Origin of the sequence: uncultured Aquimarina sp. (assembly GCF_947492115.1) — a bacterium.
Taxonomy (GTDB): Bacteria; Bacteroidota; Bacteroidia; order Flavobacteriales; family Flavobacteriaceae; genus Aquimarina.
In genome coordinates this window covers 88,087-105,182 of sequence record NZ_CANLMM010000007.1, presented here as the reverse complement: position 1 = coordinate 105,182, position 17,096 = coordinate 88,087, and the positions used below count along the sequence as shown (strand labels likewise).

The window sequence follows — 17,096 nt, the reverse complement described above, 5'->3', positions numbered from 1 at the left end:
TTATACAAGATGGCAAATTTAAAAGAATTACGTAGTAGAATTACCTCTGTATCTTCAACGATGCAAATTACCAGTGCTATGAAAATGGTATCTGCAGCAAAGTTGAATAAGGCACAGATGGCGATCACCGCTATGCGTCCTTATGCAGATAAACTTACTGAGTTATTACAAAGTTTAAGTGCTTCTTTAGAAGGAGATAGTAGCAGTGCATATTCTGAACAACGTGAAGTAAATAAAGTTTTAGTTGTAGCAATAGCTTCTAACCGTGGTTTGGCAGGAGCTTTTAACTCTAATATCATTAAAGCTTCTAAAGATTTGTACGAAAATGTATATGCGGGTAAGCAGGTAGATTTCGTAGCAATTGGAAAAAAGGTAAATGATATTGTATCTAAAACGCATACCGTTGTTTCCAATAAAAGTGAAGTTTTTGATGATCTTACTTTTGCCAACGTAGCAGATATTGCACAAGAGTTAATGGAAATGTTTACCAATGGTTCTTATGACAAGGTAGTTTTAGTATATAACAAGTTTAAAAACGCTGCTACTCAAATTGTAACAACAGAACAGTTTTTGCCAATCAAACCAATTGAAGGAGAGAGCAATAACAATGTGGATTACATTTTTGAGCCGTCAAAAGAAGAAATTGTAGAGCAATTAATTCCTAAGTCTCTTAAGACGCAATTGTATAAAGCAATACGTGACTCTTTTGCTTCAGAACATGGAGCGCGTATGACAGCCATGCATAAAGCTACGGATAATGCAACAGAATTAAGAGATAGCCTTAAGTTGCAATATAACAAGGCAAGACAGGCAGCAATTACTAATGAGATCCTTGAAATCGTTGGTGGAGCTGAAGCATTGAATAATTAAAAATAAATTTCTCAATAAGAAATTTAAAAATATAGAATTTTGGAAAGAACCTGACATGATTTTTGTCAGGTTTTTTTATTTCCTGTGATTTCAAAAAAATATTCATAAAAGTGTGTTTTTTGGGGTAACATTTTCCCTGATTATGGTACTTACCATAAAGTACTAAACATTAATTTTAAAACCGCTTTTATGAGAAAAATTGTAAACCTTTTTTACCTATGTCTTATTGTTCTAATAGTATCATGTGGGGATGATGACGACGCTATTGGGAACCTTCCTCCGATGGAAGTGACGAATATTGAAGCTCAAGTCACCGAAGGAACTTTGGTGAGAATAAGCTGGAATGAATCTGAGGATATTAATAACGATGAGCTATCCTATGATGTAGTTATTAACGGTAGAGTTGCAGCCGACAGAACTACAGAATTATCACTAATATATGATGTGTCAGACCTTATAGATGATAACTCAAAAAATTCACAAAAAGGATTAAGCTTAGAATTAACAATAAACATCAAAGCATATGATACCAATGGAGGTGTTTCTGAAGAATCCGAAGTGAAACGAAATGTCTTTGTGAATAGAAATCCGGGAGAATTTGAATTTTCTACTATTAATTTTGATTTTTCAAACTACAATTGGTTAGAAGTAAGTTGGTATCCTGCTATTGACGAAGATGATGATATCTTGTCGTACGATGTCTATCTAAACGATCTAATTATCAAAGAGGGTTATATTATTGGCTCTGATGATTATGATGGTTTGGGTTCTGTATACTATAATAATAACTACGCTCAGTATATTGATGAAGAAATTATTATTAAAGTTGTAGCAAATGATAGAGATGGTGGAATAACTGAGATTTCCAAAAGTTTTGATTTTAGAGGAACAGATGTTGAGCTAGGAACGCTTGCATTACCTTATAGCAATGCTTTAGCTTATACTATTAATGAAGATGAAGTGGATAGAAAAATCGGATATGTTTTCGAAATAGATGAAAATATTGGATATGTAATTAGATCTGATGAGTATGCACAGCTTAGATTATCTGATGATCAAGGAAATTATATCGCTGGAAGCTCACAGAGAATTTCAGGAGAATCATTAAGTCCTGGAACATATTACCTCGAAGTAGGAGATTATTATAGCAATACTACCTTATCTGGTACGGTAACATTTATTCTTAAGGATCCTAAAGAATCAGACGTAAATCTTAATACACTATCGGTTCCTTATGAAGAAGTAATAAACTTTGATATACAAAATAATGAACCAGATAATAGAATTGGATATACTTTTGAGATCACTGAGGATACTGGTTTTTCAGTTTTTTCTGATATCGATGTTAGTTTTGAGCTCAAGGATGCAAATGGCTATTTTATAGCCTCAGGATATAGAAGAGCTTCATTAGAAACTATTCAGGCAGGTACTTATTATTTAGAAGTATATCATTACTATTATAACAATGTAGAACCTGGCTCTTTTACTTTGGTTTTAAACGACCCAAATGAAACAGACATTGATTTAGGAGTATTAAACACACCATACAGTAATTCTACAGATTTTACAGTGGCTAGAAACGAGCCAGATGGTAAGATTAGACTCTTATTCGAGATTAATGAATCTGTTGGTTATTACTTCGATACGCAAATAGGAACATATATGAATTTGTACGATAGCAATAATAATTATATTAATAGTGGTTATCGTGATATCTATGGTGAGAATCTGAATCCAGGAGCATACTATCTAGAAATTGAGAATCAGAATTATAATGATATTTCAGGAACAATCAGTATGATTCTTAGTAACTCTAACGAATCGGATGTGGATCTTGGTATTTTATCTACTCCTTATGATCAATCATTTGATTTTAACACAACAAACGAAGTGGATAGAAAAATCAGATATCAATTTACCGTAGAAGCTCAAGTGTCTTATGCTTTCCAAATTGTAAATGAAAGTTATGATGATTATATCTATTTATATGATAGTAACGGAAACTATTTGAATGGTAGCGATTATTATGAAATTAATGGATCTTTGGTTCCTGGCAGCTATTATGTAGAAGTAGCTGGCTATAGTAATCAAACAGGATCTGGAAGATTATTGTTTAATCTTCAATAGTTTTTTTATTAGAATACTAGCCCCTTACTTGAACAGTAAGGGGTTTTTTATTTTTTTTATGATAAAGACAATATGCATTGTTTATCTTTAGAGGAAAAAAGAAAAATGAAAAGATTTAAACTTTGTACGTTATTACTTATTTTACTAGGTATTGGCACTATAGATGCTCAGGAGTCAGAAACCTTATATGAAGCTGGTGATATAAAAATGGGAATTGCGGCTGTTCCACTTATGGATTTGAGTAATGGATTTAGTGGTGTTGCAGCTAGACCAAGTCTTTCTTATTATTTATCAGAACGTTTTGCTATAAATACTTCAGCTTTTGTATTACTACCACAGGATATTGAACAAGAAAATGGAAGAGATGCAGAGGTTCAGGCATATGGTTTTATACCTTCTTTTAGAAAGCATGCAATTAATAGTGGGAAATTTAGTTTTTATTTAGAGTCTGGTATTGGTCTTGGAGCGATTAGATATGAAGCAAATGATCCTGCAGATGTTGCAATAGAAGATAATAACGGAGGTTTGTTATTATTTACTGCTGGTGCCGGAATAAATTATAAATTTGCAAAATGTCTAGAGTTAGAATTTGGGCTTCCTTATATGTATGGACTTAATATTACAAATGGAGAAGATACCAAGTTGTTTTCTGGAGTGGCATTTAATCTTGGAATGAATTTTGTTTTCAATACCAGGGATATTAAAAGAATGAAAGAAAAACATCGAGAACGATTAAAAGAAAAATGGAACAAAGAATAAATTTGAAAAAACTGCTTACAAAGATTAGCCTTTTAGGAATTTTACTGACTTTTACACAGTGTGCAACAAGTCAAAAAATTGATAAAACAGCTCCTGTTGAATTAAGCTCTCCTTACTTTCAGAAATGGGTTTCTGGAGTTAGAGGTGGCGGATATGGCTTTATACTTTACTTTCCTGTTAAGAGTAAAACAGATATGGTTTTGAATACAGCTTATTTCAAGGGAAAAAAGGTAGAACTTCGTTTCGATGAAAACAAGTCTTTGTATAGTGGTAAATATAAGGATCCTCAAAGTGAAGAAAGAGATTTGATTATGAATGGGGATTCTAAAAAAGAATATGGTAATAAAGCTCCTCAAACAGAAGAAAAAATACCGTTTGCTCTTAAAGAAGGGGAATGTATTGTAGCCTATACTAAGGCCGGTAAAGAAGGGTACTTTAGATTAGATGAATTACCAGAAAAGGAATTGAAAGCATATCCAATGCAAGCAAGACCAAGGCAATAAAATCGTATTTTAGAGCCTTAATAATTTGCAATTGGGAATTTTTCAGAAACTTTTTAAACAAACTTTTATATATGGAATGGCAACAGTGCTTCCGCGCATGTTGTCATTTCTTTTAGTACCCTTATATACAAATCAACTCCCAACAGAAGAATACGGAAAGGTTTCCATTATTTTCTCATATTTTGTCCTATTTAATGTGATTCTTGCTTACGGAATGGAAACCGCTTTTTTTAGGTTTTTTAATAAGGAAAAGAACAAGGAAAATGTAATTAGCACATCGGCAATATCTATTGCCATTTCATCCATAGTATTTTTAATAATAGCGCTATTGCTAAAACATCAAATTGCTGCTTGGACTGATATCGATCTTAAGTATATCAACCTAGTTATTTGGATACTTCTATTAGATGCCTTAGTAATTATTCCTTTTTCTTGGTTACGGGCCAAAGAGCGTCCGATTAGATACGCTGTTGTTAAAATTACCAACGTGGCGATTAATTTTGGACTTAACATATTTTTCTTACTCTATCTTAAAGAACTTTCTTTTCACTTTTCTATATTTAATTGGATATGTAAAGATGATTATGAAATCAGCTATATATTTATTTCAAATCTCATAGCCAGTGGTTTTGCATTAGTGGTACTGTTGCCATTTTATACTAAAATATCGTATCGTTTTGATATGGCATTGTGGAAAAAAATGATGAAATATGCCATGCCTATTCTTTTAGCGGGTATTGCATATTCTATAAATGAAACATTTGATAGAATTCTTTTGGATTTTTTATTACCAGAAGATGTAGCTGAACATATGGTTGGGGTATATTCTGCCTGCTATAAGCTGGCCTTGTTTATGACCTTGTTTGCTACGGCTTTTAGATTAGGAATAGAACCATTCTTTTTTAATTATGCGGCTAATAAAAATGCTCCCGAAACCTATGCCAAAATAACTAAGTATTTTGTAATCTTAGGGTCTTTTATATTTCTGTTTGTCATAGTTTTTGTTCATATTTTAAAAAGTCAGTTTTTAAGAGATCCGTCTTACTGGGAAGCAGTAAAGATTGTACCATTCATTTTATTGGCTAATTTTTGTTTAGGTATTTATCATAATCTTTCGGTTTGGTATAAAGTTACGGATAGAACCAAATTTGGAGCGTATATTTCTGTTTTCGGAGCGTTCATTACATTAGTCCTTAACTTTTTATTAATTCCAGAATACACGTACGTTGGTTCAGCTATTGCTACCTTAGCAGCTTATGGTAGCATGACGATGATATCTTGGTATTTAGGAAGGAAATATTATCCGATCCCATATGATCTAAAAAAGATAGGAGGGTATATGATATTATCAATTAGTTTTTCGATAATTTCATTTTACGTATTTGATAGTAATTATATAATTTCTGTCCCGCTCTTACTCGTGTTTTTAGTAATTTTGTATGCTTCGGAAAAAAATGAAATAAAGCAATTATTAAAAAGATAACAACGCTTAGTAGAAGTGTAAAAAAATAGATATGCAAATAAATATCATCAACAAATCATCTCATAAATTACCTCATTACGAAACCATAGCTTCTGCTGGAATGGATTTGAGAGCTAATATAAGTGAGCCTATCACTCTTAAACCTTTAGAAAGGACAATTGTTAAGACAGGATTATTTATAGAGCTTCCTGTAGGTTTTGAAGCTCAAGTGCGCCCAAGAAGTGGGTTAGCAGCTAAAAAAGGAATCACAGTATTAAACGCACCTGGAACTATAGACGCAGATTATAGAGGTGAAATAGGAGTGATTTTGGTAAACCTATCCAATGAAGATTTTGTAATAGAAAATGGAGAGCGAGTGGCGCAGTTAGTAATTGCAAAACATGAGAGAGCCGAGTGGAATGAAGTAAATGAATTATCCGAAACTACTAGGGGAGAAGGTGGTTTTGGAAGCACAGGAGTTAAATAATCAACCAATCAAAAAATACGTAAATAATGAAAATTATTGTGCCAATGGCAGGAAGAGGTTCTAGATTAAGACCTCATACATTAACTGTTCCTAAACCTTTAATCCCTGTAGCAGGAAAACCAATAGTACATCGATTAGTTTCGGATATAGCAAAAGTGTTGGGCGAACCTGTAGACGAAATAGCTTTCGTATTAGGAGATCCTGCTTTTTTTGGAGATGATGTTGTAAAAAGTTTGACAGCACTGGCAGAAGAATTAGGGGCAAAGGCTTCGATATATAGGCAAGATCAACCGTTAGGTACAGGTCATGCTATTATGTGTGCAAAAGATTCTTTAACAGGTCCAGCAGTAGTTGCTTATGCAGATACATTAATACGAGCAGATTTTAATCTGGATAAAGATGCAGATGCGGTAATTTGGGTAAAACAAGTAGATCAACCAGAAGCATATGGAGTTGTTAAACTAAATGAGAAGAAAGAAATTGTAGAATTAGTAGAAAAGCCAAAAGAGTTTGTTTCAGATTTGGCGGTGATAGGAATCTATTATTTTAAGGATATTGGAGTGCTAAAAAATGAATTACAACACGTATTAGATAATAATATTATTAATGGTGGAGAATATCAGATCAATGATGGAATTAAACGAATGATGGCTGATGGTAAGGTTTTTGTTACAGGTCAGGTAGATGAATGGATGGATTGTGGAAACAAAAATGTTACTGTAGAAACCAATACTAGAATGCTAGGTTTTTTGGAAAAAGATGGCGAAAATTTGGTAAGTAGTGATGTTATTTTAGAAAATGCTTCTATCATACCTCCTTGTTGTATTGGTAAAGGTGTTACCATTGCAAATGGATCGGTAGGGCCTAACGTTTCTATTGGTGATGGTTGTACCATCGAAAATAGTGAAATTAAAAATAGCTTAATACAGAACCAAACTGTCATAAAAAATGCTAACTTAGACAATGCTATGATTGGTAATCACGTTTATTATGATGGTAAATATACTACGATTAGCATTGGTGACTATTCTACATTAGAATAATTTGAATGATTAAACTATATCGACATATCGGATTGAGCATTGTATTCGCTATTGCCATGGCGAACAATGCTGTTTCCCAAGAAATAGAATCACTTAAAAAGATAGAGATTTTAGATGACTTGGGAGACGTGTCAGATGTGTTCAGAGAAAGTTTTTTTGAAGCCTTAAAACAAAGGGCAATTACAAATTATGAAAAAGCAATTGATGCATTGGACAGGTGTATAGAAGCAAATCCAAAACCAGTTGTTTTATATTATGAGTTAGGAAGTAATTATTTAGGGTTAAAGCAATACGATAAAGCAGCAGATAATTTTAAAAAAGTATTAGAAGAAAGACCAAACGACAGGTATGTGTTAGAGTTACTTTTCGAGGTGTATTTTACGCAGAGAAAATACACAGAATCAGTGGAAGTAGTCGAAAAATTAGTTGATTTTGATACTATGTATAAAGAACAACTAGCAAATCTTTACTTTTTAGAATCTAGATATGATGATGCGTTACGAGTAGTGGATGAGTTGATAGAGGAACTTGGATTAGATGCTTATCGGCACAAATTGCGAAAGAAAATATCTTTAAAAATTAGTAATCCTAATTCACAGATAACAAGATTACAAGAAAAGATTGCAACGAATCCAAAAGAAGAACAAAATTACTTGAATCTAATTTATCTCTATAGTCAGGATAATCAAGTGGAAAAAGCATTTGGTACGGCTCAATTACTTTTAGAACAACGGCCAAAATCAGAACTGGCCCATCTAGCACTTTATAAGTTCTATTTGGATGATCAAATGCCTGATGAAGCTATTAAATCAATGAAGATCGTTTTATCAAGCGATAAAGTTGATGAAGAATCAAAGTATAAGGTGATCAATGATTTTCTGATTTATGTGGATAAAAATCCGGTATATGAGGCCAAATTGGTTGAAGTAACCAAGGTTTTTTCTGAGGATACAGGGAATAGTAAAGTGTTTACAGAGATTGGAAACTATTTCTTCGATAAGGATCGAAAGGAGTTGGCATTAAACTATTACGAAAGAGGGATTAAAGATAACGCCAGTAACTTTGGAATTTTAAGAAAAATGTTGTTGTTGCAATTAGATCTTAAGAGATATGAAAAAGCAAAAGCAGGAAGTGAATTAGCTATAGAATTATATCCATCACAACCTATTCTTTATTTAGTAAGTGGTGTTTCTCTAATAAATTTAAATGATTACGAAGAAGCAATCGATATTTTAAGTATTGGAATGGATTATATTATAGATGATTTTAAAATGGAATCGGATTTTTATGATCAAATTGGAGAGGCCTATCTGAAGATGGGTAATGAAACCAAAGCCAAAGAGTATAAAGACCGATCAATTCAACTTAAAAAAAAATCTTAGAGAATAATGAATAGACTATTTTATCTATTATGCTTTTCTATGGTTATATTAACTTCTTGTAAAGGAACAAAGGCGGTTTCTGGAACTTCTATTAAGAAATTAAAAGCAGATAAGATTATTTCCAATCATTATTCTAATGATTTTAATTTTTCCACACTTAATGCTAGGGTTAAAGTTAGATATAATGATGGGAAACAGTCATTTAGCCCTAATGTCACTATACGCCTAGAGAAAGACAAGAAGATATGGGTAAGCGCTAAGCTTTTAGGGATTACTCTAGCCAAAGCATTAATTACTCCAGAGAAAGTGAGCTATTACGAAAAGGTGAATAACACTTTTTTTGAAGGTGATTTTAAACTCTTAAGCGATTGGCTAGGGACGGATCTGGACTATGAAAAAGTACAGCAATTATTATTGGGTCAAGCGTTATTCGATTTAAAAGATGAAAAATATACTTCTTCTATAGAAAATCAAAAATATAGATTACAACCTAAAAAGGAACTAGAACTGTTTGAACGGTTATTCATTCTAAATCCTGATAATTTTAAAATGTCTTCGCAGCAGCTCAAGCAACCGTTGGAGAACCGGAATTTACTGATTAATTATAAAAGTTATCAAAAAGTAGGAAACCAAGACTTTCCAAAAGAAATTCATATCATGGCTACCGAAGGAATTGCGAAAACCATCATTGAAATTGAATATCGAAGCGTAGATTACAATGCGAAAGTAAGTTTTCCGTTTAAAATACCATCAGGATACGAGGAAGTAACTATAGAATGAGGTTAAAACAGTTGATATATATTATTGGAGCACTATTGATAAGTGTTTCATCTTTTTCCCAAAGCACAAAACAGCAGCAGTTAGAGGAGCAACGACGTCGTCTTAAAGCGCAAATCGAAGAAATGAAAGCGCTACTCGCGGATACTAAGCTCAAAGAAAGATCTGTGTTAGATGAAGTAGAGACCCTAAATTCTCAAATAAGTACAAGGCAAAATCTTATAAAAATTACAAATCAACAGGCTAACCTTCTTACCAGAGAGATTAATGCGAATCTCAAGAAAATGGGGTCTTATCGGGATGAATTGAAAGTCCTAAAAGAGGATTATGCGAAGATGATTATAAAATCTTATAAAAGTAAGTCTCAGAACAGTAAGATCATGTTTTTATTGTCTTCTACGGACTTTATGCAGGCTTATAAGCGATTGCAATATATGAAACAGTATAATGAACATCGTAAGGAACAAGCCGAACAAATACAAACAAGAACAGAAGAGCTTCAGACCTTAAATAAAACCTTACTAGAACGAAAGAAGAACAAGGAACAGCTAATTACAGAAAATAGAGATGCTCAAGAACAGCTTAAAGAAGAAAAAAAGCAGCAGCAGAGCTTAATGGCAACTATTCGTAAAAAGGAAGGGACCTACAAAAAAGAAATAAAGAAAAAGCAAGAACAAGCTAGTGCTATCGATAGAGCGATTGAAAAATTAATACGCGAAGCAATAGCAAAGGCGAATAAAAAAGCGGGTAAGAAGGCTTCCAAAAAGGGTTCGGCAACAACATTCGCGCTAACTCCTGAAGATAAAAAGCTTGCAGATAATTTTACTGCGAATAAAGGAAAGTTTCCTTGGCCAGTTGGTACAGGAAAACTTACCAAGAAATATGGGCGCCAACCACATCCTACACTTCCAAATATTCAGATAAATAGCAGTGGAGTTGAGTTAGAAACCAGACCAGGAGAAAAAGCAAGAGCAATTTTTCAAGGAGAGGTAATGGCGATTCAACAACTTAAAAACGCAGGGAAGCTGGTACATGTAAGACATGGTAATTATATTACTGTTTATTACAACTTAGAGAATATTTCTGTAAAGGAAGGTCAAAAAATTTCTACAAAACAAAGTATTGGTGAGGTACGTGTGAATCCCAGAACAGGTCGTGCAATTATGAAATTTTTGATTTTTAAGGATACAAAAAAATTAAATCCTCAATCCTGGATTTATAAAATGTAATAACACCATGGAAATAATCATTGTTTCGATTGTGGCTTTTTTAGTTTCAATCCTAACCTTCTTTTCTGGTTTTGGATTAGGAACGATACTTACACCAGTTTTGATGATTTTCTTTCCTGTAGAAATTGCCATCGCTTTGACTGGGATAGTACATTTTTTCAATAATGTATTTAAGTTGTTTTTGGTAGGAAAGAATGCCAATAAGTCCGTTTTAGTACGTTTTGGAATACCCGCTGTAATAGCGGCATTCATAGGAGCTTGGGTATTGCTTCGAATTCCCGATGTAAAACCTCTTTTTATATATACACTATTTGGGAATACATTTGAAGTATATCCTTTAAAATTTGTGATTTCCATCTTGCTCATCATTTTTGCTAGTATGGATTTAGTTCCCTTTTTCTCTAAGTTAAAATTTGGTGAGGAGAAATTGCCATTAGGAGGTTTTCTTAGTGGATTTTTTGGAGGCCTTTCTGGAAATCAGGGAGCATTGCGAACTGCCTTTCTCATTAAAGCTGGTCTTTCTAAAGAAGCTTTTATAGGAACAGCTGTAGTAGTTTCTACTTTTGTAGATTTTACCAGGTTGAGTGTATATGCCACTAATGTATCGCAATCTGGTATTAGTGATAATATTCAATTAGTGGTTTGTGCTACGGCATCTGCCATTGCAGGAGCTTTTTTAGGAAATAAACTACTCAAAAAAGTTACCTTAAAATTCTTGCAGGTGGTAGTCGCAATTATGTTAATCTTAATTTCTGTAGCTTTAGGCGCTGGCTTTCTTTAGAGTTTAGGTAAATAGAGCTTTTAATTCAGTAGCATCATCAGGTTTCATTTTACCAGCAAGAACTAAACTAAGCTGTTTACGTCGCAGTGCAGCATCGTAGCGTTGTTGTTCTAATTCTGTTTCAGGTTTGATAGGAGGTATAGATACTGGAGCTCCACTTTCATTTACAGCAACAAAAGTGTATATCGCCTCATTAGCCTTCGTTTTATCGCCGCTTTGTCTATCTTCTATCCAAACATCAATAACGACTTCCATAGACGATTTAAAAGCACGAGAAACTTTTGCTTCCACCGTTACCACACTTCCTAATGGGATAGCTTTACTAAAAGCGACATGATTTACAGACGCGGTTACTACAATTCTTCTAGAATGTCTACCCGCTGCAATCCCTGCAGCACGATCCATACGAGCTAGTAACTCTCCTCCAAATAGATTATTTAAAGGATTCGTTTCTCCTGGTAAAACAAGATCAGTTAATACAGTTCGAGATTCTGAAGGGTATCTAGCTTCCATGAATTTTGGTAATTTTTGACAAAGATAGCTAGGTAAGATTAACTTATGGTTATATCAATCTATAAAACTAATATTTTGGGACCCTATAAGGATTGACAAAATTTCAAAGTTTTTCTAAAAATAAATGTACTTTATAAAAATAATCCGGTATCCAATCACTATATATGCAATGGATTATTGGGAAAAGTGAAAACTAAAGAAAAATTATAAGTCTTGAACAAGCAACCACGCACGGCGATCTTCCTGTTTTTTGATGTTTCGAAGGGCTTTTAATGCCTCTAAACGATTTTCGAAGCTATAATACACTACTTGATGAAGACCATACTTGTTTACACCGATCAAACGAGCATCAAAACCTTTTGATTTTAACTTGTTTACCTTTTTAGTAGCATTGGCCTTTATTCTATATGCACCAGCAACAATATGATATTTTGATGAAGAACTCGAAGTAGTTTCTTTAGCAGTTAAATCTTTAACGTCAGTATCTTCTTCAGCTTTTATAATATTTAAATTAATAGCAGGTAGTGGACTAGCAATTTCGAAAGTAGCTTCTTGAATTCTATTTTCAATCTCCTTTTCTGCATTAATGGTAATACGATCATTTTCCAAATTGGTCTCAGTATTGACTTGATGTAATGCTAAAGAACCCATAACTGCACCAAAAACTAAAATAGCGGCGTATTTTAAATATGGGCGTTGACGTCTTTTTTCTGGTGTAAACGCGATAGGAGTAGTTTCTTCAATAGCTTCAACTTGCTCTTTATAAGTTTCTCTTACAACCTCAATAGTTGATGTTTCAGGAAGCGCAGCCTTGATTTTCTCTTCTCTAATAATAGAAGGAGATATGAAAGAATTTAAACCAAAAGCTTCTGCCAGATAATTTGTTTCTTGTGAAGGCTCAAATTGAACCGTATTTTCTACAGAAGTGTAAAAAGAACCGATTCCTTCTAAATCAATACGATTACCAGCGGACATTTTATCGTTTAACCATAAAACATAACGCTGAATTTTTGCTACAGCATCTGTATAGGATATGTTTTCGGCTGTAGCCATATAATTAGCTAAAAGACCGTCATTATTTCGTAATTGGCTATTAAAAGAAATTATTTTTTGAGGAGGAAAAAAAGCATGAGTAGCTTCTTGTATCATAGCAGGCTGACGCTTTGTTAAAAACGCACCAAAACCTGGTAAGATCACACATTCGTATCTATATAATAATTCACTTATGTATTTTGCCGTATTATTCATTATCCCCTCTCGTAAATGCTATCTATTTATTTTTCATAAATCCTATTCCGAAATTATTAGGAATTGAATCTTCAAAATATGGTTGTTTTTGAGTATATCAAAATTAAAAAAAATAGACATTACTAATAAGTAGAAGCTTTGATTTTATTAACATTTTTGATTTTTTTCGTTTCTTGTACTGACTTATAATAAATTAGATGACCGAAGAAAAAATTATTGCCTTATTAACGCTGAAGAAAACACCTAATCTTGGAGATAGTTCGATTAAAAAATTGATTAGAGAGATCGGTTCCGCTGAAGAAGTACTGAAAGAAAAGCGAACTAATTTGTTGAAGATTGATGGTATTGGAAGTGTAAAAATTAAGGAGATAAACAATAAAGAAAATAGAATAGCCGCAGAGAATGAATTACAGTTTATGCTGGATAATGACATTCGATACACAGCTTATGATGAAATTGAATATCCCGAAAAATTGAAGTATTGTTTAGATGGACCAGTAGTGCTTTTTAGCAGAGGTACTATTGATATTAACAATAGAAAAATTATCAGTATTGTCGGAACAAGAAAGGTGACAAGTTATGGAGTTCGTTTTTGTGAGGAGTTAATTGAAACACTCGTTCCGTTAAATCCAGTAATTATATCTGGTTTTGCTTATGGTGTGGATATTACAGCTCATAAGGCAGCGGTAAAGCATGGTTTACAAACAATAGGTTGCCTAGCTCATGGATTAAATCAGATATATCCCAAAGCACATAAAAAGTATGTGAAGCAAGTTGAAGAAAACGGTGGTTTTTATACTGATTTTTGGAGCACAGATACCTTTGACAGAAAGAATTTCTTAGGTCGTAATCGTGTGATAGCGGGTGTAAGTGAAGCTACTATTGTGATCGAAAGTGCTAATAAAGGCGGTTCTTTGGTAACAGCAGAAATTGCTAATTCTTATAATAGAGACGTTTTTGCAGTACCAGGACGAGTGGGAGATCCATTAAGTGAAGGATGTAATACGCTTATTAAAACACAAAGAGCACATATGTTAACCAGTGCTGCGGATTTAATTTATATGCTTAATTGGGAATTAGAAGAGAAAGTACAACCAGCTATACAAAGACAATTGTTTGTAGAACTAGAGGAAGATGAAAAGAAAATATATAATCTCTTAAAAAATAATGGGAAAGAGCTATTGGATGTGATTGCGTTACAGTGTGAAATTCCAACGTTTAAAGTAGCTTCTACCCTGTTAAATATGGAACTTAAAGGAGTAATCAGACCATTGCCAGGAAAATTGTTTGAAGCTGTTTGATTATCATTCCAAAATTCCTTGAACTACAGGAAGTATTTCTTCTACCCATAAACGATATTGATTGGCACTTGGGTGCAGATTATCTGTAGCTAAAGCACCTACAGAAGCACCAAGATTTCTAGAAATTGAAGTAATATCTATAAAGGGTATTTCCTGAGCCTCGCATTGCTGTTGAATGTATGTATTATACATATCTATTTCTTCTGCAATAACATCGCTATTATTAGATCCAAAAGGTGTTACTCCATAATCTGGTATAGACACAACAAAAACCTTTTTTTTATTTCCATTGGCTAATGAGATAGCTTTATTTAGTAGAAGATTAAATTCTGATTCAAATACAGTAAAGTCTATTCTTTGAAATTGATTATTTACTCCAATAAGTAGGGAAACAATATCATAGTTTCCAGGATCTTGTGTTTCTATAGCGGATAATAAATTACTAGTGGTCCATCCGGTTTGCGCAATAACCTTTACTTCTTTAATTTGTTGAGTTTCTGAAGTAAGAACATTTTGTAACTGAAAAGGCCAACTTTCACTTTCCGTAACTCCTTGTCCGATAGTGTAAGAATCTCCTAGCGCCAAAAATGAAAATCTCTGGATTTCTTCAGGCTGTTCTTCTTCCTCTATTGTAATCTGAAAAGTTTCATCAGAAGAACAACTGAAAATAAGTACGAAAAGTAACAAGGAAAGAATGTTTTTATTCATAGAAAATTACTTTTTACTAAAGTTACCAACTCTCGGGCTCTTTAAGGAACGTTTGAAATTTTATTTACTTATAAGTACTAGAATAAATGGAACCATGTAGAAAAGAATATACGAAAAAAATACTGAGAAAAACGCCGCTACAAATATCTCAAATCGTTCGCCTTTTTTCTGAAATATCATAAAATTAAGAATGATGAGATAAAGAAAAACAAACGGATCATAAACCACTGGTAATCTAAAAGGGATAAAAGTGAGAATCCCTAATAAAGTAGTGTGGCCATGAATAAAGCAGTTCATAGCTAGATGTTCCAGAAAACTAAACTTTTTAAAAAATAATCTTGAAAATATACTAAGGAACAAAATGTTTAGTAGCCAAAAGAATTTTGTGTAGGTACCAATGATTTTTCCTGCTTCAAAACTATTATTGTACGCAGCCCCTTTAAATTTCTCCAATTCTACTTTTTCTATCCAATGTATTTCGAACTGAGATGTGATTAACAAATACAAGGAGGTAGCAATTAATGCATAGCTTACAGGGTTAAGTACATTTTTTCTTTTACCCAATAAATAATTGAAAATTGTTTTTTTAGGATGAAGAGTGAGATGTTTGAGATTAAACAACATTCCTTTATCAATATCCATAAATCTGGACAGGAAATCATTAATTAAGAAAGGTAGTGTAATTTTATCTACAGTTCCTTTTTGTCCACAGTTCGGACAAAAGTTACCTTCATATTCTGTTCCACAGTTTAAACAACGAATCAATTTTACTTTTTATTTTGAATTATTTATTAAATGATCCCAGCACATACTTTTAAACGCAATACTTTTTTTATAGATTTTGCGACTTGTTTCTTGTAAGCTGGATCTTCTTTCATGGCTGCAATAATAGCATTTATAGTAGCATTTTCATTTTGAGGCATTAATATTAAATCGCATCCTGCTTTAGAGGCCAATAGTGGAGCATTGTCTAAAATAGTAACCGCCTTCATGATATTCAACGCATCAGAAATAATAATACCTTTAAAACCCATTTCTTCCTTCAGCAATCCTGTAATTATTTTTCTTGAACAGCTAGACGGTAGACCGTCCGTTCCGTACTTTTCGTTATTTTGAATAGTAATATGAGCAATCATAATTGATAATACACCATCTTCTATGATCTTTTTATAATTGGCAACTTCCTGTAATGGTCCATCGATATAAACGCTTTGCTTATGAGTGTCGCCTTTCACTAAACCATGACCAGGAAAATGCTTAGCAGTAGCAATAATTCCACCTTCTTGTGTGCATTTAATAAATTGATTGGCTAAAGTGATAACAGAATCTTTATTGCTACCATAACTTCTGGATTTTATGGCTTCATTACTAGCGCTAATATCCAAAACAGGAGCATAATTGTGATGCACACCAATGGCTCTAAGTTCGGTATTAATAGTATTTACAACCTTGTCCGATTGTGCTTCAGTTTTAATATCTATCGTTTTTCCAACATCTTTTGCTCCTTTTATTCTGCTAGCAAACAAACTTGGTTCTGCATCCATGCTAAATAACAGTGGAATTGATTTGTTTTTAGTAGAAATTGCATTTAAGGTGTTTATACTTTCGGTATGTGTTTTCTTACTTCCTTTTAGAAACACGACACCTCCTATCGAATTACTTTCGGCAAGTTTCTTAACTGTTGCCATAGGTTTGCCTAATTCTCCTGCCGAAGAAATAATCATTTGCGCTACCTGTTGTCGCTCCGAAAGAGAGCGGTATATAGAATCTACTTTAAACTCTAATTCGGAATTATAAGAATAGAAGTCTTGTAGACTAAACTTTTTAGATTGGGCATTTGTTGTATTAAAAAATAATGTAGAAAAAAAGAGTAGGATAAGATATCGCATAGTATAAGTTTGGGTTG

17 protein-coding genes are annotated in these 17,096 nt (G+C 33.1%); 12 read left to right on the top strand and 5 right to left on the bottom strand.

From position 1 onward, the window contains the following. Positions 1-9: 9 nt before the first annotated feature. From atpG to Q1A73_RS19340, 11 genes are all read left to right on the top strand, one after another. Positions 10-870, top strand: a complete 861-nt coding sequence (gene atpG, locus Q1A73_RS19390) for an ATP synthase F1 subunit gamma (protein WP_299608960.1) — start codon at positions 10-12, stop codon at positions 868-870. A gap of 189 nt (positions 871-1,059) precedes the next feature. Next, positions 1,060-2,997: a hypothetical protein gene (locus Q1A73_RS19385; protein ID WP_299608957.1), complete on the top strand. Its 1,938-nt coding sequence runs from the start codon at positions 1,060-1,062 to the stop codon at positions 2,995-2,997. Positions 2,998-3,102: 105 nt separating this feature from the next. Next, a complete protein-coding gene (locus Q1A73_RS19380; RefSeq protein WP_299608955.1) occupies positions 3,103-3,756 on the top strand; it encodes a hypothetical protein in 654 nt (217 codons plus the stop codon). Next, positions 3,741-4,259, top strand: a complete 519-nt coding sequence (locus Q1A73_RS19375; RefSeq protein ID WP_299608952.1) for a hypothetical protein — start codon at positions 3,741-3,743, stop codon at positions 4,257-4,259. Before Q1A73_RS19380 ends, Q1A73_RS19375 begins: the two co-directional genes overlap by 16 nt. Positions 4,260-4,290: 31 nt before the next feature. Further along, complete coding sequence (locus tag Q1A73_RS19370) at positions 4,291-5,742, top strand: oligosaccharide flippase family protein (RefSeq protein WP_299608950.1); 1,452 nt, start codon at positions 4,291-4,293, stop codon at positions 5,740-5,742. Between the two features lie 31 nt (positions 5,743-5,773). After that, positions 5,774-6,208: a dUTP diphosphatase gene (dut, locus tag Q1A73_RS19365; RefSeq protein ID WP_299608948.1), complete on the top strand. Its 435-nt coding sequence runs from the start codon at positions 5,774-5,776 to the stop codon at positions 6,206-6,208. Positions 6,209-6,234: 26 nt separating this feature from the next. Beyond that, positions 6,235-7,251, top strand: a complete 1,017-nt coding sequence (locus Q1A73_RS19360) for a sugar phosphate nucleotidyltransferase (RefSeq protein WP_299608946.1) — start codon at positions 6,235-6,237, stop codon at positions 7,249-7,251. Positions 7,252-7,256: 5 nt separating this feature from the next. Next, positions 7,257-8,633, top strand: a complete 1,377-nt coding sequence (locus Q1A73_RS19355) for a tetratricopeptide repeat protein (protein WP_299608944.1) — start codon at positions 7,257-7,259, stop codon at positions 8,631-8,633. A gap of 6 nt (positions 8,634-8,639) precedes the next feature. Further along, a complete protein-coding gene (locus Q1A73_RS19350) occupies positions 8,640-9,413 on the top strand; it encodes a DUF4292 domain-containing protein (RefSeq protein ID WP_299608942.1) in 774 nt (257 codons plus the stop codon). A gap of 11 nt (positions 9,414-9,424) precedes the next feature. Beyond that, on the top strand, positions 9,425-10,639 hold the full coding sequence (locus Q1A73_RS19345) for a peptidoglycan DD-metalloendopeptidase family protein (protein WP_299608940.1): 1,215 nt from the start codon (positions 9,425-9,427) through the stop codon (positions 10,637-10,639). Positions 10,640-10,646: 7 nt separating this feature from the next. Beyond that, positions 10,647-11,420 carry a sulfite exporter TauE/SafE family protein gene (locus Q1A73_RS19340; protein ID WP_299608937.1) on the top strand — a complete coding sequence of 258 codons (774 nt, stop codon included), beginning with the start codon at positions 10,647-10,649 and terminating at the stop codon, positions 11,418-11,420. Between the two features lie 3 nt (positions 11,421-11,423). Here Q1A73_RS19340 and Q1A73_RS19335 read toward each other — a convergent pair whose 3' ends face one another. Then, entirely contained in the window at positions 11,424-11,933 is a 510-nt protein-coding gene (locus Q1A73_RS19335; RefSeq protein WP_299608935.1) for an acyl-CoA thioesterase, read from the bottom strand. A gap of 204 nt (positions 11,934-12,137) precedes the next feature. Then, complete coding sequence (locus tag Q1A73_RS19330; protein ID WP_299608933.1) at positions 12,138-13,181, bottom strand: SPOR domain-containing protein; 1,044 nt, start codon at positions 13,179-13,181, stop codon at positions 12,138-12,140. A gap of 197 nt (positions 13,182-13,378) precedes the next feature. Here Q1A73_RS19330 and dprA point away from each other — a divergent pair, with 197 nt between their 5' ends. After that, positions 13,379-14,482, top strand: a complete 1,104-nt coding sequence (dprA, locus tag Q1A73_RS19325) for a DNA-processing protein DprA (RefSeq protein WP_299608930.1) — start codon at positions 13,379-13,381, stop codon at positions 14,480-14,482. Between the two features lie 3 nt (positions 14,483-14,485). Here the strand turns inward: dprA and Q1A73_RS19320 are convergent, their stop codons facing one another. Genes Q1A73_RS19320 through Q1A73_RS19310 form a run of 3 tightly spaced genes read right to left on the bottom strand, consistent with a single transcriptional unit; the run spans position 14,486 to position 17,079 of the window. Continuing rightward, the gene (locus tag Q1A73_RS19320) at positions 14,486-15,190 is read right to left on the bottom strand and encodes an SGNH/GDSL hydrolase family protein (protein ID WP_299608927.1); all 705 of its coding nucleotides are present in this window, start codon (positions 15,188-15,190) and stop codon (positions 14,486-14,488) included. A gap of 60 nt (positions 15,191-15,250) precedes the next feature. Continuing rightward, positions 15,251-15,955 carry a zinc ribbon domain-containing protein gene (locus tag Q1A73_RS19315; protein ID WP_299608924.1) on the bottom strand — a complete coding sequence of 235 codons (705 nt, stop codon included), beginning with the start codon at positions 15,953-15,955 and terminating at the stop codon, positions 15,251-15,253. Between the two features lie 26 nt (positions 15,956-15,981). After that, the gene (locus tag Q1A73_RS19310) at positions 15,982-17,079 is read right to left on the bottom strand and encodes a glycoside hydrolase family 3 N-terminal domain-containing protein (RefSeq protein ID WP_299608922.1); all 1,098 of its coding nucleotides are present in this window, start codon (positions 17,077-17,079) and stop codon (positions 15,982-15,984) included. Positions 17,080-17,096: the final 17 nt, after the last annotated feature.